General features: G+C 42.2%; 24 protein-coding genes and 3 pseudogenes. 7 read left to right on the plus strand and 20 right to left on the minus strand.

Annotation, left to right across the window (positions count from 1 at the left end):
* The coding region (locus DOT_RS06045; RefSeq protein WP_009615542.1) for a sigma-70 family RNA polymerase sigma factor at window positions 1-574 on the minus strand (574 nt) is incomplete at its 3' end.
* Between the two features lie 242 nt (window positions 575-816).
* Here DOT_RS06045 and DOT_RS06050 point away from each other — a divergent pair.
* Both DOT_RS06050 and DOT_RS06055 read left to right on the plus strand, forming a co-directional pair.
* Window positions 817-1,395, plus strand: a complete 579-nt coding sequence (locus DOT_RS06050) for a Crp/Fnr family transcriptional regulator (protein WP_009615543.1) — start codon at window positions 817-819, stop codon at window positions 1,393-1,395.
* Window positions 1,396-1,419: 24 nt separating this feature from the next.
* On the plus strand, window positions 1,420-2,475 hold the full coding sequence (locus tag DOT_RS06055) for an SDR family NAD(P)-dependent oxidoreductase (protein WP_009615544.1): 1,056 nt from the start codon (window positions 1,420-1,422) through the stop codon (window positions 2,473-2,475).
* Window positions 2,476-3,117: 642 nt separating this feature from the next.
* On the opposite strand, the gene DOT_RS06060 is transcribed toward DOT_RS06055, so the two are convergent.
* Both DOT_RS06060 and DOT_RS30305 read right to left on the minus strand, forming a co-directional pair.
* Window positions 3,118-3,834: a phage Gp37/Gp68 family protein gene (locus DOT_RS06060; protein WP_009615545.1), complete on the minus strand. Its 717-nt coding sequence runs from the start codon at window positions 3,832-3,834 to the stop codon at window positions 3,118-3,120.
* 664 nt (window positions 3,835-4,498) lie between these two features.
* Window positions 4,499-4,675 carry a hypothetical protein gene (locus tag DOT_RS30305; protein WP_157998421.1) on the minus strand — a complete coding sequence of 59 codons (177 nt, stop codon included), beginning with the start codon at window positions 4,673-4,675 and terminating at the stop codon, window positions 4,499-4,501.
* A 99-nt stretch (window positions 4,676-4,774) separates the two neighbouring features.
* Between DOT_RS30305 and DOT_RS31695 the strand changes: the two are divergent.
* Together DOT_RS31695 and DOT_RS06070 are read left to right on the plus strand one after the other, a co-directional pair.
* Window positions 4,775-4,963 (plus strand): annotated as a pseudogene (locus DOT_RS31695) (hypothetical protein); the annotation flags it as partial.
* Window positions 4,964-4,980: 17 nt separating this feature from the next.
* Entirely contained in the window at window positions 4,981-5,589 is a 609-nt protein-coding gene (locus DOT_RS06070; protein WP_009615548.1) for an N-acetyltransferase, read from the plus strand.
* Between the two features lie 4 nt (window positions 5,590-5,593).
* Here DOT_RS06070 and DOT_RS06075 read toward each other — a convergent pair whose 3' ends face one another.
* The 12 genes from DOT_RS06075 to DOT_RS06130 form a co-directional block, all read right to left on the minus strand.
* Window positions 5,594-5,833 carry an MBL fold metallo-hydrolase gene (locus DOT_RS06075; protein WP_009615549.1) on the minus strand — a complete coding sequence of 80 codons (240 nt, stop codon included), beginning with the start codon at window positions 5,831-5,833 and terminating at the stop codon, window positions 5,594-5,596.
* Between the two features lie 33 nt (window positions 5,834-5,866).
* The gene (locus DOT_RS06080; protein ID WP_009615550.1) at window positions 5,867-7,213 is read right to left on the minus strand and encodes an HDIG domain-containing metalloprotein; all 1,347 of its coding nucleotides are present in this window, start codon (window positions 7,211-7,213) and stop codon (window positions 5,867-5,869) included.
* A complete protein-coding gene (locus DOT_RS06085; RefSeq protein ID WP_009615551.1) occupies window positions 7,197-8,195 on the minus strand; it encodes a nucleotidyltransferase domain-containing protein in 999 nt (332 codons plus the stop codon). The genes DOT_RS06080 and DOT_RS06085 overlap by 17 nt, the downstream gene beginning before the upstream one ends.
* 44 nt (window positions 8,196-8,239) lie before the next feature.
* Window positions 8,240-9,448: an RNA-splicing ligase RtcB gene (locus DOT_RS06090; protein ID WP_009615552.1), complete on the minus strand. Its 1,209-nt coding sequence runs from the start codon at window positions 9,446-9,448 to the stop codon at window positions 8,240-8,242.
* Between the two features lie 268 nt (window positions 9,449-9,716).
* On the minus strand, window positions 9,717-10,724 hold the full coding sequence (locus tag DOT_RS06095) for a WYL domain-containing protein (protein WP_009615553.1): 1,008 nt from the start codon (window positions 10,722-10,724) through the stop codon (window positions 9,717-9,719).
* The gene (locus DOT_RS06100) at window positions 10,711-11,997 is read right to left on the minus strand and encodes a WYL domain-containing protein (protein WP_009615554.1); all 1,287 of its coding nucleotides are present in this window, start codon (window positions 11,995-11,997) and stop codon (window positions 10,711-10,713) included. The genes DOT_RS06095 and DOT_RS06100 overlap by 14 nt, the downstream gene beginning before the upstream one ends.
* A gap of 332 nt (window positions 11,998-12,329) precedes the next feature.
* Entirely contained in the window at window positions 12,330-13,046 is a 717-nt protein-coding gene (locus DOT_RS06105; protein ID WP_009615555.1) for a phage Gp37/Gp68 family protein, read from the minus strand.
* Window positions 13,047-13,073: 27 nt separating this feature from the next.
* Window positions 13,074-13,889 carry a three-Cys-motif partner protein TcmP gene (locus DOT_RS06110; RefSeq protein WP_009615556.1) on the minus strand — a complete coding sequence of 272 codons (816 nt, stop codon included), beginning with the start codon at window positions 13,887-13,889 and terminating at the stop codon, window positions 13,074-13,076.
* A 126-nt stretch (window positions 13,890-14,015) separates the two neighbouring features.
* Window positions 14,016-14,237, minus strand: a complete 222-nt coding sequence (locus tag DOT_RS06115; protein WP_040411382.1) for a hypothetical protein — start codon at window positions 14,235-14,237, stop codon at window positions 14,016-14,018.
* A 154-nt stretch (window positions 14,238-14,391) separates the two neighbouring features.
* The gene (locus DOT_RS27725) at window positions 14,392-15,030 is read right to left on the minus strand and encodes a hypothetical protein (protein WP_009615558.1); all 639 of its coding nucleotides are present in this window, start codon (window positions 15,028-15,030) and stop codon (window positions 14,392-14,394) included.
* A gap of 496 nt (window positions 15,031-15,526) precedes the next feature.
* Entirely contained in the window at window positions 15,527-15,841 is a 315-nt protein-coding gene (locus DOT_RS06125; RefSeq protein ID WP_242833779.1) for a putative quinol monooxygenase, read from the minus strand.
* Window positions 15,842-16,076: 235 nt separating this feature from the next.
* Window positions 16,077-16,973 (minus strand): DUF3102 domain-containing protein, encoded by an 897-nt coding sequence (locus DOT_RS06130; RefSeq protein ID WP_009615563.1) that lies wholly within the window; start codon window positions 16,971-16,973, stop codon window positions 16,077-16,079.
* A 230-nt stretch (window positions 16,974-17,203) separates the two neighbouring features.
* Between DOT_RS06130 and DOT_RS06135 the strand changes: the two genes are divergently transcribed.
* The gene (locus DOT_RS06135; RefSeq protein ID WP_009615565.1) at window positions 17,204-17,428 is read left to right on the plus strand and encodes a DUF1659 domain-containing protein; all 225 of its coding nucleotides are present in this window, start codon (window positions 17,204-17,206) and stop codon (window positions 17,426-17,428) included.
* A 35-nt stretch (window positions 17,429-17,463) separates the two neighbouring features.
* Window positions 17,464-17,703, plus strand: coding sequence for a DUF2922 domain-containing protein (locus tag DOT_RS06140; protein ID WP_009615567.1), 240 nt, complete (start codon window positions 17,464-17,466; stop codon window positions 17,701-17,703).
* A 394-nt stretch (window positions 17,704-18,097) separates the two neighbouring features.
* On the opposite strand, the gene DOT_RS06145 is transcribed toward DOT_RS06140, so the two are convergent.
* Window positions 18,098-19,312 (minus strand): FAD-dependent oxidoreductase, encoded by a 1,215-nt coding sequence (locus DOT_RS06145; RefSeq protein WP_009615571.1) that lies wholly within the window; start codon window positions 19,310-19,312, stop codon window positions 18,098-18,100.
* A gap of 205 nt (window positions 19,313-19,517) precedes the next feature.
* Between DOT_RS06145 and DOT_RS28430 the strand changes: the two are divergent.
* Window positions 19,518-19,718 (plus strand): annotated as a pseudogene (locus DOT_RS28430) (DUF2922 domain-containing protein); the annotation flags it as partial.
* 339 nt (window positions 19,719-20,057) lie between these two features.
* On the opposite strand, the gene DOT_RS06155 reads toward DOT_RS28430, so the two are convergent.
* From DOT_RS06155 to DOT_RS30985, 4 genes and pseudogenes are all read right to left on the minus strand, one after another.
* Window positions 20,058-21,746 (minus strand): oleate hydratase, encoded by a 1,689-nt coding sequence (locus DOT_RS06155; RefSeq protein WP_040411383.1) that lies wholly within the window; start codon window positions 21,744-21,746, stop codon window positions 20,058-20,060.
* 160 nt (window positions 21,747-21,906) lie between these two features.
* Window positions 21,907-22,470, minus strand: coding sequence for a TetR-like C-terminal domain-containing protein (locus DOT_RS06160; RefSeq protein ID WP_040411385.1), 564 nt, complete (start codon window positions 22,468-22,470; stop codon window positions 21,907-21,909).
* A 257-nt stretch (window positions 22,471-22,727) separates the two neighbouring features.
* A pseudogene (locus DOT_RS06165) lies at window positions 22,728-23,039 on the minus strand (hypothetical protein); the annotation flags it as partial.
* Between the two features lie 181 nt (window positions 23,040-23,220).
* Window positions 23,221-23,391 (minus strand): hypothetical protein, encoded by a 171-nt coding sequence (locus DOT_RS30985; RefSeq protein WP_009615586.1) that lies wholly within the window; start codon window positions 23,389-23,391, stop codon window positions 23,221-23,223.
* Between the last annotated feature and the right edge of the window lie 252 nt (window positions 23,392-23,643).

The following is a 23,643-nucleotide window of genomic DNA, read 5'->3' on the forward strand; positions in this document are numbered from 1 at the left end:
TCCGGTCCATGATATCTGATGACTCCAGCGTCATGTCTACTCGCTCCTTTGGTTTTTTTCTGTACTGCTTCAGGGTCTCCTGCAAGCGGGCCCGGGCCCGGAACAACCTTGACTTGACCGTTCCCAGGGCAAGATTGTATTCTTCCGCAGCTTCCTGTAAATTCAATCCTCTTACATCAACGTCCAGCAGGATTTGCTGTTGTTCCAGCGGAAGCCTTTGAATCGCCTGCCCCAATTCCAACTTCAGTGCGACAGCCTCTTCGACAGGCAGTTCCCCGGTTTTCAACAGTTCCTCTGGTATTCCCGGCATTACCCTGCTGCTCAAGCGCAGCGACAGGTATACTTCGTTGGTTAAGATCCGCCGCCACCAACCGGTAAATGCGCCGTCCTCGTTTAAGCCAGACAGGTTATTAAAAACCTTCAGCATTGTGTTTTGGACGGCATCCTGGGCCAGATCTTTATCTCTCAGCAGGCAGAAAGCCTGCCTGGCAGCCTGGGGATAGATCTCCCGGATTAATTCTTCCCAAGCGTCAAGGTCACCTTGCCGAGCCCGGCCAATCAGATCTTCTTTCACGTTTTGATCCTCACCCCAACTATTTCAATTTGAAATGCATTTCAGTACTTAGGATTCATGAAAGGTTTAAAAAGTTCCCTGGGTTTTAAAAAAATTTTTGATGACATTTCGAACCCGGATGAGAACAAATTCAGCATTTTACAAATAGCTATCCAAGAATGCAAGTCACCTATTAACATATGTTAATACGCGAATTGACAAAATAAATTATAATACGGAAAACACAGGAAAGGTGCAGCAAAATGAATGAGAAATATCAAATCAAGATTGCCCAGCTACTGGAACAATACAATAGATATTTGGATGCGGAAACCTTAAATAAGCTTGTAAACCTCAATCAGCTAATCCACTATCGAAAAGGCGAGTTAATTTCCACCGATCATCAAGGTTTTCTTCTGTTAGCCGGCATCATACGAGGATTCTATCTCGATATAGACGGAAATGATGTTACCCATATGTTTATTTTTGAAGGCACTACCTTTGGCTCTGACTTCTTAACAACAGATAAACCACATGTGTGCAGTTTTGAAGCTCTTGAAGAATGCACAGCAGTTGAGATAAACAAGACTGTTTTATTGGACGAGCTTAAAAAAAATACAGGCTTAATGATGGCATATATCCACCTGCTTGAAGAGGCTTTGAAACGAAAAATACTACGGGAAACAAGCCTTGTCACTAAATCAGCTACCGAGCGATATCTGGACCTGAAGAAAGACTATCCGATAGACAAAAGGATCAGTCAGACACATATCGCATCTTATCTCGGCATTTCACCAGTATCATTAAGCCGTATCCGCCGGATCATCCGAGAAGAAAATTAAGCTTCTAGAAATGGAGGAAATCCAATGGAGAATAAAACAAAACAAGAACCGATAAAGTCCAAGTTTGGAGCAAAAACAACTGCGCAAGAAATTGCTGATAAATACGATTTGAGTGGAAAAAACGTCATAATAACCGGCGGATATTCAGGAGTAGGACTGGAAATCACCAAGGCACTGGCAGAGGCAGGAGCAAAGCTACTGGTTCCGGTACGCAATTTTTCAAAAGCACAGGCTGCTCTGAAAAATATTCCGAATGTAGAAATTGACACACTGGACTTGATGAACCCGGAATCTATCGACGCTTTTGCTGAGCGATTTCTCGCCACAGGAAAACCGCTGCACATCTTGATTAACGATGCAGGTATCATGGCTCCACCGCTAAAAAGAGATTCACGTGGCTATGAATCCCAATTATCGACGAACCATCTTGGGCATTTTCAGCTAACAGCCAGGCTTTGGCCTGCCCTGGTAAAATCCGGCGACGCACGCGTGGTTGCTGTATCTTCCAGAGCACAACGGTTGGGAGGGGTCAATTTTGACGATCCCAATTATTTTAAGAGTGAATATGTTCCGATGAAGGCGTATGCTCAATCCAAAACTGCTAATGTGCTGTTTGCCACAGAACTTGATCGCTTGGGAATAGCCTATGGCATTAGAGCATTTGCAGCCCATCCGGGACTAGTTCCCTCAACTAATCTTGGCAGTTCTGCACTTGAGGGAAAAGCACCGGGAATCGGAAGAAGTATTACAAAAGCAGCATACAGTTTTATACGTAACCTTCCTGTAAACTCCTTAATAAATACTCTAAAGAAATTTAAACCTCATCATGTCGGAGATGAATTCAAAAGTATGGAACAGGGAGCAGCCACTCCGTTATGGTGTGCAATCAGTGATGAATTGAATGCGATGGGGGGCGTTTATTGCGAGGACTGTAATATAGCCTTCGCTGTCACAGACAACACATCTCCTTTTGGAGTATTGCCATGGGCCATTGATCCTGAGAAAGCTGCCCGTTTATGGTCGCTGAGTGAGGAATTAACAGGGGTTAAATTTTCTCCTAAAACATCTTCCTCCATATAGTTTCCAGCCATTTGTCAACAACCTGCCGGAGCAATTCCTATGCAAGATCTATAATCCAGTTCATTAGGCTTTAACCTTGGCGTCCTAAGGAAGGCAGTCAAAAAAGACTAACTGTATTTATTACTAAGGGCTTCTATTTTAAGGTGCAAAACGTAAAATAACGTTGAAAATCACACTCAAATTAACAATTAAAAATCTTCCTAAATCCACTTAATTCACCTGAGCTAGAATATGCACAGCACTAAGCCTGTATCAAAGATTACTAAGTAATTTATGATACAGGCTATTTTATAATGGCATATCTGATTAAGGCGTTGAATGGTTATTCGAAAAAATACTTTTCGATGGCTTTATCAACTAAAATAGACTATATACTTTAAATTCTTTATCAGTAAGACCTAGCCTTTAAGCGGGGGTTTGAAGTTCTCCGTAACTATTTCTTGTCGCCCAGCAAAAGTTGTAATACGTTCTCATGATAGTTACAAGTCATTGTGCATACTTGGGATTATTATTTGCGTAAATGTATGTCTTGCCTTCACCCCTAGCATCAGTTAAAAGGTCACTCAAGTAGGTTAATATTCCTTCCGGCCCTAGTCATGTTGATTTGTATACTTTTTTGGGGATTGGGAGCAGCATTGTCAATTATTTAGCACCGATTTCCGGCATAGCATCCCAGGTTTGCCCAAGCAATAACCGTCCATTTTTCTTCTTGTTTGTCCCACCCCATTGCTTGAAATAAAAGCTAACACCTTGCTGATCGCATTCATTCTTGATTGACAATACCCACTCAGAGTCCATCCTTCGAGACTTAAACCCACTTTCTCCACCAACAATCGCCCAGTCCACACCCGCTAAATCAAGGTTTTTAACCTCATCTATTAGCGGTTCAAAGGAAATAAATCGGACCTTCGCATTCACTTTCCGCAAGGAATCAATGCGGTATTTATATTGATCACTTTCAACGGTTACTCCTTGCCAGATGTTAGGGCTCCAATTCAAATAAGGTGCCAGCTCTTCAAGTCGTTCTGCTCTCTTCGTTAGAACTTGGAAGGTATGCCAAGATGCTTTGTTCATAATCCCAAAAATCTTTTGGATAAAATCTAAAGGGATGTCTTCATGGAACAGATCCGACATGGAATTTACGAAGATTAGAGAAGGCTTTTTCCACTTTAAAGGATCAGTCAGGCAGTATTCGTGGAGTGCAACCTCAAATCCATTAACATATTTCTTATTACCCATTAACTTTAGACGCTGCGCCATGACAGCAGCATAACAGTTTTTACATCCATCAGATATCTTCGTACAACCGGTAACCGGGTTCCAGGTATTTTCTGTCCATTCAATTTTCGATTTTGACATTTTTATCGCCTCATTTATAAATAACTATTAAGTGTGTGTTAAAATGTGGTCCACAGCTTTTAGAGAAAGATTTATTGCAGAAGATGACGGATTGCTTACAGCAAAACACAATAGAAATAACGGTGAGTTGTTTTTAGGATTTCGCAAGGTAAGAGGATTCGAAGATACTCCCGGAAATACTGCTTTTAATCGTTTAATTATGTAGGCTTTAATTTGTTCGATTGAAGCTCTTTCTATGTCAACATCACCAAATAATGTCAGTTGGGGGGATTCTAGATATATTTCCTGTTCCCACATAGTGGTCCCTAATACTTGGTTAAGTTTCAGCCTATGAGATTCAGGGATATTTCCATGTCGAGGTAATACCCTACTTACGGCTGATAGCGGGAAAAGATACCAAACGTCGAACGCTTTCGTATTAGCTATTGAAGATAAGGAATCCCAATTCAAATTCATAGCATACGGATCAAGGAAAATTACCCCTCGCCAATAATTACATACCACGAGAAAGAATCTATCGTTTTCAAAAGTTGGTTGCAGTCACCCAACAAGAACTCTATATTCTTATTTGTAGCCTTCAGAGTAATATTGTCTTCTAACTTTTTTAGATATTCATGATTACTGTCAATAAAAATATACCGATCGAATGGGTAGTCAATTGCTCTTACAGCCGAGCCAGGGATAGATCCGATACCTGGGATATCGACACTCCACTTCCTGCGAATGCATCAATATAACATAGCTTAAAGTTTTGGTTTTTCATAGCTTGCACAAAAAAACTCAAATATTTCTCCAATATGTCCAATTTCAGTAGGGTCCACGGTCCGCCAAATGCTTGCACCTTATCCCCTCCTTTTAAGAACATTTGTTCTGTTACCATTCTAATCCATATGATAGATTGTTACAATAGGTAACCCAAAATATTCCTCAGATAAATTAGATTAAGGGAGAGAAACGCCTGATAAACCATAAACGGCTAAAATTACAGATACCCGCCAGTGAACTCTATCCCGCTGATTATGATTTCTCCATCATCTTTGACAGTGTAGCAAACCGAAAAGCCCGCCATCAGTTGGACAAAGGGCACTATGCAGGGAATGTTATTGTAAATGAGTGGGATAGAAAATAAGTGAAAGGAAGAATAAAATGAGCATAATGATTCGTCCGGAAAACAAAAACGATTATCACACAGTAGAAAATTTAACAAGAGAGGCCTTTTGGGATCTCTATCACCCAGGATGCACTGAGCATCTGATTGTGCACAAGATCCGCAAGGCTTCCTCGTTTATCCCCGAATTGGATTTTGTAGCTTTACTGAACAATAAGATTGTCGGCAATATAATATATACTAAATCAAAGGTTGTGGACAAGGACGACCATGAACATGAGGTGATAACCTTTGGTCCTATCAGCGTTTTACCATCTTGTCAGAAACTAGGAATCGGATCAGCTCTGATTGAACATACAACAAAGATAGCTCAAGCTATGGATTATAAGGCCATTATTATCTTCGGAAATCCTGCCTACTATCATCGGTTTGGTTTTGAAAATGCTGCAAGCTATGGGATAAGTACTGCCGAAGGAGCAAATTTTGAAGCATTCATGGCGCTAGAGTTGTATAAAGGCGGTCTGCAAGGCATAAGCGGAAGATTCTATGCAGATCCTGTCTTTGACGTTAATCAAGAGGAACTAGAATCTTTTGAAAAGAAATTCCCATATAAAGAAAAACACGTTACTGATACCCAGTTCAAGTAACCTCTTAGAAAGCTACCATTTCCCACCATGGTGAAGGAGGAGTGTATAGGTCTGAATTTAGAAGGAGAGTTTCACCAATCATAGGCGCTATCAGGTTAACATCTGCCTTTTTTGCTTCATTGACTGCTCGTTCTATTGGTTCATTCCAGTCATGAAAGGCTAATGTAAATCCTCCCCAGTGCATTAACATCATAATTTTACCCTTTATATCCAGATGAGCCTGAACTGCTTGTTCCGGTGTCATATGGACCCAAGACCATCGTCGATCATACCGTTTCTAATTATTATCCGATGTTTTGACTAGCCTCTTTGCCATGCTTAACAATGTTTCCTTATCATTCACCTCCGGGGTCCGCAAAACCTCCTCCATTAAATAGCGCAGTGTATCCCCTAATCTTTTCCCGGGCTCAAAGCCTATTGCGACCAGATCGTCTCCATTCACCCTTAAATCCTTCATGGACAAAGGCTCCTTCTCGTTCAAGATCCTGTCGACTTCTTTTCTCAGATGCTTGATTTGGCTGAAGTCGTGAGGCGGTTTGCTTCCTTTGATATCGGCGATCTGGAGTTCGAATAGATCATTTAGATTTTCAACCCCGACACGGTTGATAAACTTTTTGATGCTGGCGTCGCGAAGCGTATCATATTTAAACATATGATTATAGACTAGAATCCCGACTTTTCTGACGGTGTCATGATCAAATTTTAATCGTAATAGAATCTCTCTGGCCATATCCGCTCCACCTTTATGATGCTCGTAAAAATGGCCGATATTATCTTCTCCGAGGGTGAAAGCCTTTGGTTTTCCGATGTCATGCAATAAGGCCGCCCACCTTGAGGGCAAATTATTAGGAACAGCGTTAAGAACGATCAACGTATGATTCAACACATCTTTATGATGGTGAGGATTGTGCTGATCAAAATCTGCCAAACTGCAGACTTCAGGCAGGATATATTGCAATAGGCCCGTATCATAAAATAATTTGATTCCCCTGTCGGGACAACCGGATAACAAAATTTTATTGATTTCTTCTCTGATTCTTTCTATACTGATGCGTTGAATCAGTCGCCTGTTCTGGTAAAGAGAATCATAGGTCAAGGCATCGATCGTTCCGTCGAGCTGGCAGGCAAAGCGGATGCACCTTAGCATGCGCAAGGCATCTTCCTTGAATCGTTCTTCGGGCTTCCCAACGGTTTTGATCTCCTTCAACCGAATAGCTTCCTGCCCATGAAAAGGGTCGATAATGCCGGTTTTCGGGTTATAGGCAATCGCATTCATGGTAAAATCCCGTCTCGCCAGATCCTCGGTAAGCGAGGAAGTATAGGCTATCGTATCCGGCCGCCTGTTGTCGGAGTAAACTCCATCAACCCGATAGGTTGTCAACTCAAACGGTTCATGATCAAGAACGACAGTAATCGTGCCATGTTTCAGGCCGGTAGGGATGGTGTGGTAATCCTCAAACATGGCAAGCATTTGCTCCGGCAAAGCGTTGGTGGTTATATCCCAGTCTTTAGGAACTTTACCAAGGATTAGATCGCGCACGCAGCCGCCGACGGCAAAGGCCTCGTATCCGCGGGATTCCAGAATATCCATAATTTTTAGGGCATTTTTATTGATTTTCATCATTTATATAGCTCCTGTTGATTTCCATGACCAAGTCGTTAATCTTATTGAAATCCGGTTTTTCAGGCAAGGGCGAATGATCAGCGGCGTATTTGAATTCTTCTTCATAGTGATCCACCATGGCAAAGATTTCGTCAAAGGAATAGACCCCATTCCGGATATCCATCAGCAAATCATGCTCTTTTTCCCGATAGGTTATGATGCCGTTTCCCCGGAGAACATCTGTGCCCGTTATCAGCAGCCGGATTAAGTGCATGGCATGCTTGCAGAGTGCGCCTTCTGTTTTCTTCTTGTTTCTGTGGCTGATCTTTTCATAATCACTTACCACATTGTGCATTTCCGAATAGATGTTTTTGAAATCGCGTATCGGATAATGATTTAAGACAATATCCATAAAGATTTCCGTCTCAAATCCTTCTCTTTCGGACTTGTCGATATATAAATTGAATCGTCCTAAGCCAAAATCCGTATATCTTTCTTCGATACCCGCCATCTGTTTTTGCACGCTTCCCAGAATATGTGCTTCTTTTTGCGGCTGAGGATAGTGATCTCTGGCCAGGGCGTTTTGCAGTCTTCGCAGTTGAGCTGTGGCATAGCTGCCAAAAGTGTGTTTGGCTTTCCGTGATAAAAAGAGATCCGCGCTATCACGTAGAAGACGGCCGGCTTCATTCAAGACAAGATATTGATCTTCCCGCGCCCCCAACATTTCAATGACATTGGGATTACAATTCATCATCAGTTGAGCGCCTTTACGCAATGTATAGATGACCGTATCCGTCTTTGCATCCTGATACTGCTCATAGTGGGTCAGCCCGATTAAATCGCTGGAGGATTCTACCGTAATCCCCCTGACATCGATATCTGAACCTGCTATGTTAGTGCCATAAGAGTGCGAGCCGCTTAAAGTCAGAAGGATGACGTTCTTGCCGAGATGGGGGTCAGATTGAACAAATTCATATTCAGGTTGTTTTAATAGCTCTTTCATATCCGTTGTTCCTCTTCTATGAATGTTTGAAGATTCCGGACGGGTTAATCCTCTTCTCCCGCCTTAAAGTTATAAACTGGTTTAATGATTTTCATGATGTCAGCGGTCGGTCCGATATTGCTGATGATATGATCCATGTTCTTATAAGCCATCGGGCACTCATCGAGGGTATCTTTATTAACGGATGTGGTATAGACATCCATCATCTGTTTTTTAAACTCGGAAACAGTAAACGATTGTTTGGCCTTGGTCCGGCTCATCAGCCTGCCCGCGCCATGCGGGGCCGAATAATTCCAGCCCTCATTGCCTTTGCCGGTACAGATCAGGCTGCCGTCCCGCATGTTGATCGGAATTAAAAGTCGTTCCCCTTTCTTGGCGCATACCGCTCCTTTTCTTAAAACCATAGCGTCGGTATCAATGTAGTTATGGGTTGTCGTGAACTGTTCAACGACATCTAATCTCATGCCTTTGACGATTTCCGTGATCATGGCTTTACGGTTTAGTTCGGCAAACTGCTGAACGATTTTCATATCATGAAGATAGTCTTCGAACAAACTTCCGCTTACATAAGCCAGCGGGTACGGCACATCAGTTATAACCTGGCTTTTCAGTTCCTTTAAAGCCTTCTCGATTTCTTTATCCCGGCCTTCAGATTTATACCGGGTGATGAGGTCTTCCAGGTCCGGCTTTTCATTGCTATTTAACTGTTTATATCCGGCTTCCTGATAGTGTTTGGCCACTTCCAGCCCTAAGTGACGGCTGCCCGAGTGCACTACAAGGTACAGACGGCCTTCCTGGTCCTTATTGACTTCAATAAAGTGATTGCCGCCGCCTAATGTCCCGATGCTCTTTTGGGCCCTGTCCAGCTTTACTGCCTTCAGACAACGGAGCTCTGTCAAGTCGATCTGTTCGTTATAACGGTGCGGGGTCTTCCTTACGGCAAAGCCCGATGGAATTTTTTCATAGATCAGTTTATCCAGCTTTTGCAGTTCGAGGCGTTTATTGCTGATCTGGATGGTTTCCATCCCGCAGCCGATATCCACCCCGACTAAGTTCGGCACCACTTTATCCGTAATCGTCATGGTAGTACCGATCGTACACCCGGCCCCGGCATGAACGTCCGGCATGATCCGGATCTTACTGTCTTTGACGAATTCCTGATTACAAAGGGTCTCGATCTGCGAGGCCGCACCTTCTTCTAAAATGTCAGTAAATATTTTGGCTATATTATATTTTCCTCTGATTTCTTGCATAACTTTCTCCTAGGCTAAATTTATAGTCTCATATCTTAAACTCGGGTTAGTCACCATAATAGATATGTCCATCCATTACAGTGACTAAGTCTCGGCTTGTGGTAGTTTATATTACTTATTTTCGATAGTTTATGCGGTTCAAGAACGTTTTACAAGCAGAAAGTTATTCCCCTGATAAACACGCAGCGGGTTGCTCTAATAAGCCGATTATGCTGATTTAAGTATATAGGAAAAATTTACGTTCAAAAGACAAAAAGTTTGCAACCTATTAGCAGATTGCAAACTCTAATGATTTTTTCACTCTGCAGATAATTTCATCCGCAATCCTTTGAGGAGATATGACTTTAACATAGGGCCCCAAAGAAAGAATACTCCTGATTAGATTTTCCTCTTCAAACAGGTAGTAGTGAAGCCGCAGTTCATAGTTGTTTTTCCCGATCTGCTTCGCTGATCTCTCCATTCCTGAGAAGCACATGAAGCTTCTCTCCATCGCTCCTTTTTTGTCTATCACTTCCAAAATGACCGGTTCCGGGGAAACTTTCGTGAACAGTGCTTTTTGGGCAGTTTCCCTGTCAATCGGTACGGGTTCCTTGACAACCCTGATCTTGGATAACGTCGTAAGATTAGCCATAATCGGACGGTTATCATCAATCGAGAACATGGATGCCCGAAATCTGCCATCCCGCAAGGAGTACTCCAGGCTCACCGGCAAAGCCAGCTTATCTTGATGCACATGTCCTTTACGGTCTTTGTTACTATAACGAATGGGTTTCTCATTAATTAAAGCTTCCAGGATCAGATGGAAATTTTCCTGGTAAATTTCTGGTTGAAGAATTTCCGGCAGCTGTATTGTATTGGTCAACTCCAGGTATTCCTGACGTAAGGGGGTATCAATATTTCTCAAACTCGCCTGAAGGAATTCTCGTGTCTCCTGACCCAATACCATGGTGATATCAGGTTGGTCGAGAAGGGCTTTGAGCCAGGCTTTCTCTAAATTTGTAAAGCGGACCGGGAGCGGATGATTGCCGGGCGCTTGAACTGATGGAAAAAACAACTCGTTTTCTTCTTTTAATAAATTAAGATTTCCATCATCACCGCAGCTATTCAGGATTAAATCGGCAAATGAACGCTGGTTTTTGCCGATGACTTTTTGTTCAAATTCTCCCTCAGCAATGATTCTTAATATCTCACTTTTTGTTTTCCCGACAGTACATTCGTTGATAATCTGAAACACCATATGAAAATACCGGTTTTTTACTTCATCAAACAATTCCATAGGATCTAAGCGTCTCCTTCCAGTCCGCTGCAATTTTTTGAGCCAGTACTGCGCTCTCTACGACGCGGATATTTCCGGTATAGCTCCGGATCCAGGGAACCATCTCGCCGCTGTCACTTACCTTCAGCGAATAGTGATAGCGCCCTTCTTCGATTTTTTCCATGATGCCGCCGGGGGCCTCATTTTGAATCTTGCCAATCAGATATCCTTCTGTGGATTCATCAATCAGGATTTCCAGCTTAATGTTTTCCGGCTCCTGCCCATCGGCTAAGGCCACGCTGGACCAGCTGTAACGCATACATTCCGAATACTTTTCGTCATAGTCTTCCCTGCAGAATGTTTCCTCCAGACATTCGATGCTCTCTATCCGGTCGAGCCGCGATAGAATGCACTTTCCGTGATTGTTGAAGGATATAAGATAAAACCTGCCATGATGTGTATCATATCTGATTTTGTAGGGGTTCAGGATTTTATAGGAATTCCTGCCTGCGCTCTTCGGGGTATGATTAACTACTTTGATTTTTGTTCTTTGATGGATCGCTTTTAATATTTCCCATAATATATGTTCCTCAATGACCGGGTGAAAGTGGACATGCCGGTAATTAAAGAAATGACCGTCAGATATACTGGTTTTTCTTTCATATGTTATATAATCTTGGAGGGTTTGTTCGCAATAATAACCGGCCGTTGCCGGAAAAAGAATATTTTTATAGAGACTGACGGCCCTGAATAGTTCGCTTATCTGGCTGCAGCTTAAGCTTCCCAGGATATCCGGCGCCACAGCGTATTGTTTCGTTCGTTTCGATTGATCACAGGAAAGAACACCTGTCTTATGGCACATTTCAGCAAGTTTTCTTTCCAAGGTCTTGCGGCTGATCGTACCCGCGTTGATAAGTCCTCTCAGGACTAAGGCATCTTCAAGGGTTTTAACAGTACACGGCAGATCTTTCGTGTGTAGAATCATCAATATCAGATAGTAGGTAACCAGGTCAGTCCGGGTAAAACTTCTGGTCCGATATGTCTGAACCAGAAAATTATCCGTATCCCGCAAAGAATCGTAGGTCAGACTTAGGAGTTTGTAGCGACCGTCTTTGTCCATCCGAATATATTGTTCTTCCACATACTGCTGAATGCGGCGGATTTCATAGCTTATTTTCCGGGAACTGACGTTTCGTTTGTTTTCGAGATCATCAAGCGAAAAACAACCGTATAAAAAACAGTCTCTGAGGATATCCCGGATGATGTTGTAATGCTTGATAAAGTCGTTGAACATATTTCTCCTTACTCCTTTGTCATTTCTATCGTCCGTTCCCAGCAGGCAGAAAGCTTGTTCAATTCGAAATGCATTTCAGTACTTAGGATTCAACATGGGGTAAGAAATTTCCACTGTTTTTTGGTATAGAAAAAAAATAAGGCTGATTGGCAGCCTCGGTAAATATCATGAGCCTAGTCTAGTCATTTGAGTTGCTTGTCTGCCAAAATCAATCATCCTTATCTCAAAAAAAGTCCATATTTATCTATTCGTCACTGTCCGTCGTTTCCCTTTCTCTTTATTAATACATCGGGATATATCTATTAGGTTTAATGCAAGATTTACATAGAAGATCATTTCGCCCCGATTTCTGGCATAGCATCCCAAGTCTGCCCCAGCAATAATCGCCCATTCTTCTTTTTATTTATCCCACCCCATTGTTTGAAATAGAAGTTAACACCTTGTTGATCGCATTCATTCTTGATGGATAATACCCACTCTGGATCCATCCTTCGAGACTTAAACCCACTTTCTCCGCCAACAATTGCCCAGTTGATGCCCGCTAAATCAAGGTTCTTAACCTCATCTATAAGCGGTTCAAAGGAAATAAATCGGACCTTCGTATTAACTTTTCTCAACGAATCAATGCGAGATTTATAGTGATCACTTTCAACGGTCACTCCTTGCCAGATATTTGGACTCCAAGTCAGATAAGGAGCTATTTCTTCAAGCCGTTCCGCTCTTTTCGTTAGAACCTGGAAGGTATGCCATGACGCTTTGTTCATAATACCAAAAATCTTCTGGATAAACTCTAGAGGAATGTCTTCATGAAACAGATCAGACATGGAATTTACGAAAATTAAAGAAGGCTTCTTCCACTTTAAAGGATCATTCAGGCAGCATTCGTGGAGAGTCACATCAAATCCATTAACATATTTCTTATTTCCCATTAATTTTAATCGTTGAGCCATGGCAGCAGCATAGCAGTTTTTACATCCATCAGATATCTTCGTACAACCAGTTACCGGATTCCATGTGTTTTCAGTCCATTCAATTTTTGATTTTGCCATCTTATCACCTTCGTTCTTAAATTGCTATTAAGTGTGAGTCAAAATGTGATCTACTGCTTTTAAAGATAGATTTACTGCAGATGATGAAGGATTGCTAACAGCGAAACATAGCAGAAATAACGGTGAATTGTTTTTAGGATTTCGCAAAGTAAGAGGATTCGCAGATACTCCCGGAAATATCGTTTTTAGTCGTTTAAGTATATATGCTTTGATTTGTTCGATCGTAGCTCTTTCCATGTCAACATCACCGAACAATGTCAGTTGAGGTGATTCTTGATATATTTCCTGTTCCCACGAAGTGGTCCCCAATACTCTATGAAGTTTCTGTCTATGAGATTCAGGGATATTCCCGTGTCGAGGTAATACCCTATTCACTGCAGATAAGGGGAAAAGATACCAAACATCGAACGCTTTGGTCTTTGCTATAGAAGATAAAGAATCCCAATTCAAGTTCATAGCATAAGGATCAAGGAAAATGACCCCGCGCCAATAATTACTATACCACGAAAAGGAGGTTATTGTTTTCAGAAGTTGATTACAGTCACCCTGCTTGAACTCAATATTCTTTTTTGAAGCCTTCTGATAAATATTGTCTTCTAATCTCTTAAGATATTCCTGATTACTGTCAATAAAAATATATCGATCAAATGGGTAGTCAATTGATCTTACAGCCGAGCCAGGGATTGATCCAATACCTGGGACATCGACATCTCCGCTTCCCGCGAACGCATCAATATAACATAGCTTAAAGTTTTGGTTCTTCATAGCTTGCACAAAAAAATTTAGATATTTCTCCAACACGTCTAATTTGAGTAGGGTCCATGGTCCACCGAACGATTGCACCTTATCCCCTCCTTCTGGGAACATTTGTTCTGTTACCATTCTAATCCATATAGAGGATTGTTACAATAGGTAACCCAAAATATCCCATGGATAAATTGCCTACTTTATTATTAATCGTCTGGTTCATTAGGCTGTGCCGTTGGTGTTTAATAAATCAGTACGCACCTCATTGTGGTCAATCAGAATCACAGTCGGGCGACAAAGAGCAGTTTGTTGGGCTATTGGGGTTTGCCCTGCAAAAGTCCCGGTATCAAAGGCATCGATGACTGTCTTACCCGTCCCCGTGGCAGCAACGACCCGGTTTTTAAACGAGTGACGCTGGGGCGGCGGCATGATGGAATTAGTCAATCACAATATAATCGTAGAAATCGGGTGAATTGACCTCAGTCAAATCCTTAGCTTCCCGTTCAGCCTTCAATAGTCGTCAACCAAAGGGATTTTGTTTTCAAACCAAGCGAATCTATGGTTACGTACATCATAATAGCCATAGCATGTGTCATTTCTATCGGTTTTCATTAGGCCCTTTGTCACAATTCAAAGCAATTATTTGCAGGCTACTTGCAATCTCATCTAAAGACTTTTGCTTCGCTTTCGATATTTTCAAAAACTTTTCTTCATTCATTTCAACAGAATATACGGGAATTTGCTTGCTTAAATCGAAGCAAAAGGTTTCAGTGAAAGAATCTGTTTCACTTCGGTAATGAACAATCAACTCAAAAGGCACTTTGGGCTTATGAGCCACGTCCGAAAAGAAAAAATCGAACTCTTGTCCAATGCCAACGAGTCTATAGTGTGAATCGTTCAGTTTCCAAAAATCAACATAATGGCCCGATTGCAGTGCATCAAGAAAATCTTGGCATATAGAAAATGTTAAATCTTTCGCAACCACATTCCCGTGATTACATATTTTAATACCACAGAACTGCCTATTTTTCAGTATATATTCACAGGTTATATACGGACGATTGGTTTGTCTAAATTGCTGTTGCATTTCAGCAACTTGCCTTTGAGATGCATTTGCAGATTTGATATTTGCAAGACAAATAAGTATTGTTGCGAGAACATAAACTGCAGTAATCAAAACTGTAAGTGACCCACTATGCTCGTCTAAAAGTATAATAACTTGTTTTAAAGTTTCCATTTTACCTCACCCTTTATAAGACCTGTTCAACAATTCATTTCTCATCATTGCCATAACCTGCAGTTATCCGAGCTACGCATTATGGAACTAAACCATCACTTAAAGTAAGCCTATTTCAACTATTTCTAATAGTTCCTATAACTGCAACACTTTCTATAGTCTGAGTTCTTCATTATTTTGTAAAACCCTGCCAACAATTGTTGTTTTTACAATATTCTTTAAATTATACACTATTAGCACGAACCTTCTGCTTGATAGTCTATCTTGCAAGGCATACTCTGCGAAAAGTACAACATTCAGCTCAGACAGCTCAGACAATTCTTCGCGGAAAAGAAGCGAAGCCTAAGATTCCCTTAGTTTCGCTCCCTTTATTTATTATCCGCTCAACTGAAACTCTCTTCCGGTTCTGTCTTCCGCACATCAATACAAAAACTTTCCGTTTCACCCTACAACACTAAGCCAAAAATCTAAGCTTTCTTCAGTAGATCCCTGCCAATTAAACTTCATCAAGAAATTTAACTTGGATCTTACCCTCTAGTAGATCTTCAAACTTTTGGGCTGCTGCCTGAAAATAAGCCGAATTCCCATGGGTTTTGAAGGCCTCTTTATCCTTGTACTTTTCAAAGAAGATGATTTCAGTTGGGTCATTCTTTACCACATGGGGTATGTACATCAAACAGTCCTTTTCCTTAGCAAGAACTTCCTTGGCCAATTGACTACAAATTTCGGTCACTTCGGCCTCTTTGCCGGGTTTTACTTTTAAGGTTGCCAGCAACGTCAGCAAATCCAAACAACTCCTTTGTTTTTCCACTCGGAACGCTGTATATTCGCCTTCGGTTAATCCATTTATTGGGTTAAATCTTTAGTAACTATATTCAACACCCAGGCAATTTCTCCTACAAGCGATTACTTCTCCCTGCCTCACACGGAAAAGGAGAGCCATTGCTGCTCCCCACGAATCTGCTGCAGTTCCACACCGATAACTGCTTGCTGGCATAATTCAGGAGTTTTGATCGGTTCGGATTACTACCAAATGGCCGCTGGATTTAACTCCTCTTGGATTGAGTCGTATTAATTGATAAATTTGTCCTGATCACGGGGGGCCATACTTTCAGCGTCTTCGCCATGTTTTCAACAATCGTACTCGCTGTCTCCCTGTATTTTTCCTTCATCTCCGAATCCGTTCTGTCTAATGCGGTGAGCATTTTTAACAGCTCATCGTAGGCTTTGATCATGTTATCGCGGTGAATGGTAAATTGTGCTTCGGCCGTCATGACAGAGGATTTGGTTTCCGCGGCTTTGAGCATTTTTTCCAGTTCGGCAATTTTCCTGGCGGACGGTACCTCTTCTTTAGCCGCCTCCAACTCCTTTTGCTTTAACGTGACTTTTTCCTGCTCAGCAGAGTATTTCACCTTGTAGTCGTTCAACTGTTGCTCCAGGCTTCGGGTCTGAATGGTCAATTGGGCGAGTTCGCTGCTTTTCAAGTCCAGGTCTTGTTGGATGTCTTTTTTCTCCTGAATGGCCTGGTCTCTGTCCTTGACAGCTTGTTGCAATTCCACTCTGGTCATGTTCTCCACATCGTGCTCGGCGATAAACTCCTCCCGCTCCTCTTCCGGGATCCCCAGGAGGATGAGTGCCTGGCTGTAGCTCAAATTCGCCACCGGTGGCGAATTTGGATTGCCGTCACTGTCGGGGGAGGCAAGCAGTTTCGTCCCATACTCTTCCCAGAGCTGCATCAGCTTGTCGGCCGTTCGCTGGGAATAACTAACTGATTTCTTCAACCACTTGCCCCATTCACCATGGGGAAGCAGGTCCTTAGCCTCCTTCAGTCGCCGGCCGATTTCAATGGCGCTGGTAAGGAGGATTTTCCCGGCCTGGTGTCTGATCGTGTTTATTTCAGCCGCGATCACAAGCGGCGTGCGATCTGTGATTAAACCACTCATAATATTACCTGCCCTTTCCGTTACTTTATTCACAGAATATGGGGCCAGGCTTATGCGTGTGACAAACCTCACTTAAATAGCTTGTCAAAGAATCGGAAGTGGAAGCGGGAACCTTACTTTTTAATAGGTCGGCCCGCAGACTGTAACCTCCGGACAAGCAGGATCATAAAATAAAAGGACAGGCTGATTTCAAAGCAGCCTGTCAATAGGTGGGAAAGGATGTGAGGTCGATGGCAGTAAGTACAACGTCTTTAAATTCAACACTGATCGTAAAATACCAGACCGGGACTACGCCAACAGGCGGCCCGCAACTCAAACAGAAAAGCCTGAATTACCTGAAGGCTGACGCCTCCGAACAGGATGTTTATGATGTGGCGGCAGCTTTACTCAGTCTGGGACAGCATCCGCTTACGAACGTGCTCCTGAGGAAAAATTTTGAGCTGCTCAATGAGTAACACTCCGGAAAATTTGTGATAAAAGAGGTGATACTATGGCTGTAACGACGAATAAGGTGGTAAGGTTAACGTTTACAACTGCCGGCGGCAAAACGTTTGCCATCACCATCCCCGATCCGAGGGAAGACGTGGATCAGGCACAGGCCGAAGCCGTTATGGACACGATCATTCAGAAGAATGTATTCCTTACGCCCAGCGGCGAGCTGATAGGAAAGCGGGATATTAAGATTGTTGGAACCACGATCAACGATTTATACGACCCGCCGCAAGCATAGGTGGAGCAAATAAGAAAGGCGGCCACGTGGCCGCCACTTCTCGCTTAGCTTGTGGCAAGACAAACTAAGCGCCGAGATATACTGTGCATCCTGTCTAACTTTTAATTTACAGCTATGATCCTCTGAACATTTACGATAGGGCCTTTTATTATTGGTCAATCCCACCACTAAATTTCTCCAATTTGACAACGCTAATATTTTCCAACAAAAAAAGACGCTTTTTCAGCGTCCCCACGGCGAACAAACTGACAAAGGTTAGCATCCCACGTCCATTCTGATTGATCCTCGATTGCTGCCAGAAGCTTAGTCAATACATCATTACCAACGTAATTAATAGTTGTTCCTCAAATTTTCCAAGCAATGAATATCTGACATTAACCCAACTACTAGTGGCTTATGCTCCAAACCTATCTACTTTGAAAAGCTTGAGATCTTCATCCACCTCTCCCAAATATAATTTGCTGAGCATCATTCCACCTAACACCGCAAATAAAATGCCATTGGCTCCATATCCCAAGCAGTACCATAGTTTTTCATTTTTTGGATCTTTACCCAGGAAGCCTACGTTATCATCAGTGGATGCAAAAGCTCCACAATATCGATACTCGATCTCGATATTTAACTTGGGAAATAGGTTTTTCAGGCGTTGCTCTAACCTATCATAACTTTTCATGCATAATTCTTCATTTAATATATCGGGCAGAAAGTTAATATCCTCTCCGCCAATGATGATTCTATTATCACTTGTTGTTCTGAAGTAATGGTAAGGGTCTTCATTGTCTCTAACTACGACTCCTTTGTAGATATTCTCTAGATTATTGATTGGTCTTGTAGCAACATTAAAGGTGGTTGTTTTGGTTCCGAAGGCCTTTTTTGTAAAAAGGTGGGTGTTGTACCCAGATGCCACGATCACTACTTTGCCTTTAACTTTGTGGCCAAAGACCGTTTCTACGGTAACCAACTTCTCGCTATACCTTACATCCACCGCTTCTGTGTTTTCATAGATTCTTAACCCGTTTTTACAGCTTACCTCCAACAAAGCATGCGTATATTTATAAGGATTGAATTGAGCTCCTCCACCTTTACTTAATACACCAGCCTTTACCTCAAATGAAAACGGATTAGTCTCCTGATTAATAAATTCTACTGGAAATCCATTTTCCTTTCTAAACTTATACTCTTGTGCAATTTCCTTTTTTTCTTGATCTTTAGCTGTGTATAGCAAGCTATCAACTCGTTTAAAGTCACAAGTATTGCCATATTCGGCGATAAACTCTTCGATTTCATCTAATGCCTTTATTCCTAACTCATAGGACCTTAAAATAATGGCGATTGAGGTATAGGACTTTAACTCCATCGCATTACTATCTAGCTCATATTGAAGAAGTGACGTTGTGATGCTAGTACTCCCATGAGCAATTCTTGATTTTTCTATAAGAACAGCCTTAATATTGCGTTTAGAGAAATAATATCCTAAAATTGCTCCGGTTACGCCTCCGCCTACTATAATCACATCGGTCTCGATGTCGTCTGTTAAATACTCATACTGCTTAGTCAATGGGCTAATTCTCGTAAAAATACAATCTCCTTGTACATACGGTATCATCATACTAATGACCGACTCCCTTAAAAATCAACTTAATTCAATAATCTCATTTTATCTGTAGAAAAATAAAAAAAACAATTTTTCTAGTGTAGCTTTTGCTAAACAACTCGTATTTATGTAATCCAACGTAGTAGTGCTAACATAACACTTTTTAATTGACACTACTACATAACCAATAACACCTGATGACTGCTGGACTTAACTCGTTACAACTGCCGGCGGCAAAACGTTTGCCATCACCATCCCCGATCCGAGGGAAGACGTGGATCAGGCACAGGCCGAAGCCGTTATGGACACGATCATTCAGAAGAATGTATTCCTTACGCCCAGCGGCGAGCTGATTGAAAAGCGAGACATTATGATTGTTGGAACTGCCACCAACGACTTATACGACCCGCCCCAAGCATAGGTAGAGCACATAAGAAAGGCGGCCACGTGGCCGCCACTTCTCCCTTAGCTTATGGCAAAACAAACTAAGCGCCGAGATATACAATGCATTCTATCTAACTTTTAATTTTACAGCTATGATCCTCTGAACATTAAGATAGGACCTTTCATTATTGGTCAATCCCACAGTGCCTAAAAAGGACATCCAACCAAAGAATCCAGGCACTCTTAAACGGAGGTCGACACCCAAAAAGCAGGTAGCATTTATAAATATACCTCAGTACTATATTCTTCAGGTTATTTAACGCCAAAGTGCCTCGGGTTGTCAAATCGGCTTAGTATAATTGAGTATCAGCAAGGCCTATAACAAATTTCCGATTTCAAGGTTCTTTAAAAGAAGTCCTAGAGGGATATCTTTAAGCGAACTCACACCAAGACAGGTCTTAGCCGCTTTGGTTAGCACCCGTATATCATACCATCCGGGGTAAACCGGTTCGACCGGCTTTTCTAATCCAAGCAGACCATATACGGCCATCATTGCACTGCGGACCGAGTATTCAACAGTGAATACGCAATCATGCGGTATTTCCGCAAACTGACCGAGGAAACCGAAGTTCCGGCTGCCTGAAGGAATCACATCCGGCCTGTCGCCTGCAACACGCGGCATAAACTGAGAAGTAATATAGGGCATCATTGCCGGAATAACATTGACCGTGTGCGACAAAATTTCCGAAATACGGTCTTTTAGTCCCATGTGATAAAGCAGTTCCTCAAACATCTCACGTCCGGTACACTCGGAATAAGTTTTTCTGATATAGTCGCCGGGTACATCCATGTTTAGTGCATATGCCCATAGAACCTTAACATTGTCGGGTTGACCGATAAAATGCGGATGCTTCGGCACAACCCAGCTCATCAGCCAGCTGGAATCCTTGATTGTAACCAGACCACCCATACCTGGCTTGTCTCCCGTCAAATTCAGAATGTGCGGGAACACAATATCATCGTCTTTTAAGGTAATTGTAAAGCTCATCCACTTTGTTTTGTCAATATTGGAGCAGAATGCTTCCGGATGACCGAAATCGGGTGACTTCACAGCTATTTTCTCCCAAACCGAGAAGCAGCCCTTATCGTCCGAACGGTTAAGCGGAGCAGGTGTATTAAAATCCCCACGCTCAGTATTCTGGGTCATTGAACCGTTTGTGAAGAGAACAAGATCATCTTCAGTAACTGCTATCCTGCCGGTTTTACCATCCTTGGCATAATGGACGCCGGTTGCTGTCTTTGTATCGTTGGAAAAATCAAAATCAATGTCGGTTACGGTATAGCCGCAGTCAAACTGCACACCGTTCTGTTTCAGCCATGTAATTAACGGCAAAATCAGTGAATCGTACTGATTATAATCAGTATGCAGGATGCCTTTCAGCCGGTTCATCCCATCAATCAGGTGCATGAAACGTTCCATGTATCGTTTAACTTCAACGACACTGTGCCACGGCTCAAAGGCAAACATTGTAACCCAGAAATACCAGAAGTTAGTCTTGAAAAATTCGGGAGTGAAGTATTGCTCAATGGTAGTTGCTCCCAGCGCCTCTTCTGTCAGCATGTGGAGCTTCGCCAATTCCAGAGCATTTTTCGTGCTGAGGCCGAAAGAAGAGAAATCCACCGGAGTACCCTGCTTCTCTACCAAACGGCAGTGGGATTCAATCGGCTCATCGATATTCAGTTGATGAAATTCATCAAGTACACTGACCTTCGGGTCAGAAAGCGAGGGAATAAAACTGAACAGTTCACTGAAACACTCAAAATGCGATTCAATTTCGCGTCCGCCGCGTGCAGTGTACCCCTTTTCTGCCGTCCCTGCACCATCCATAGACCCTCCGAGACGATCCAGCGATTCCAATATATGAATATTTTCTCCCGGCATATGGGCGTCATGAATCAGAAAAGCTGCCGCAGAGAGAGAACCGATTCCACCACCGATAAGGTAAGCATGCCGGTTTTCAATGTTCTTCGGAGCCTTTGGATTGATTCTTTCATAGTTATACATAAAAAGCACTCTCCTTTCATGCAAGTTATCTTTGGATAGACTTTCTTTAACCGATCCTAAAAACTTGCTATAAAAAAGATAGTACAAATCAGAAGAGTGCTCAATGAACAAAACAGGATACGTGTGCAATAATTACACAGATTATTGAAAGTGTGTAATTTCAGCTTCTATCAAATTTACTTAGTGTATTTACAATGTTCCCACTCATCATTTGATCGATTTGCTTTAACATTTGCTGAGGAGTTTCCCGCAAATCCCGTTTAAGCCAGGAAATAAAAACACCCATCAGGGCATTTGAATAAAATTCGCAGCAATCAAGCTTAATATCTTCTGACAACACCATGCTTTTGGAGATATCTTCTATAATCCTGAACAAAAAACGATAAAACACACGTTGCAGGAATGCTTCCAAATGGTCTCTTCCCAAAGAACGGTATGTGTTCAGGCAGATAATGCGATTGTCTGCCGTATAATCCAATATCAACTGAAGTCCTTGCTGCCATTGGTCCAGCGTGCAGTATTGATCAACGCCGTCGATTACTTCACAGCTAAAGATCCAACCCAGCAGTTCATATACATCGTGAAAATGATTGTAAAATGTATGTCTTGTGAATCCACAGTCATCGGTAATCATCTTGACATGAATATGGTTAATAGAGTGGGATAACATCAGCTTTTTTAACGAATTGGCAAGCGCAGTTTGTGTGATTGCAGTGTTAGACATATAGCCCTCCGATCTTTAACAATTTACTACCTCCGCTTCCCGTTTAAAACCTTGAACTGCATTAGTATCCTATCCAAACGACTCGTAAAATCTATGTGCTTCTTTTCTATCTTTTGAGGATACAAAGATAATGTAATAACAGTTTATCCTACGGCAATATTCGGCGAAACGTGTCGTTTCGCGAAGGGTCCTGGAACTTACGCGGGAACTTACGCGGAACGACAATTAATGACACTCAAAAGCAGTTCCGCCTAGTACGTGGCTCCCAGATAAGAGGTGGTGATAACTCGCAGTTTACCGCCACCCATGGTAAACTGCGTCAGCTCATTTATGATTAACCGCAAGCCGCTCCACTTGATAAAGGAGACGAGAAAATCAATTCGGTCACTGCTTAGGATTTCCTTTTTGAGTTCGGAGATCATGCTAGGTTCATGGACAGCCCCAGTGAAGAGAGCGTTCTCTGCTATAGAAGTCTCTGGTCTCACGATCTTTTCCGTGGCGGTTAATGCTTTTGGCTTGTTTGCTTTCTTGTCTACCAGGGCTAGTAAAAGCTGGGCATCCTGATTTATCAGGAAACTCTCAACTCGTTTTAAGGTCTCTTGATCCTTCTTGAAGCTAAAGCTCCCTTTTTGAATACACTCGACTATGTATTGTAAGATACCATTGCATAAATTGACACGGTCTCTGACGACAGAATCTCCATCCTCTCTAATCGTATTCATCAAAGGCATGCTCTCCCTAAAATGATCATCATGCTTGATCACTACCCTTCTCTTCGGGTCTAGAATTTTTAAGCAGAATAACCGGACTCTCTTCTTTAGAATAATCGGATTCTCCTTGCTGCTGCGCTTCTACAAGAATATCAACGGCATTTGCAACTTTGGCGGCTAGTTGAAAATACATTTCCTTATAATTTGGCATGCGAAATACATCCCTATGCACCCACCTGCTATCGTCTCTGGGGGCGTGCCCTGGGGACGATTGATTCCATGGAAGCCTTCTCGCCACATTAACAACAACCATAAGCAAGCATATACCTCGCGCTGAAAGGCGCGAGGTATATGCTTTTAAGGGGTAAGATCACACTTAATCTTACTCCCTATATTTCGTAGAGCTTCGTAACGGTCAGATACCGAGTTGAATAATAATTCAAACAATAATAGCAAATTTACG

This window comes from Desulfosporosinus sp. OT, from assembly GCF_000224515.1.
Lineage (GTDB): Bacteria > Bacillota > Desulfitobacteriia > Desulfitobacteriales > Desulfitobacteriaceae > Desulfosporosinus.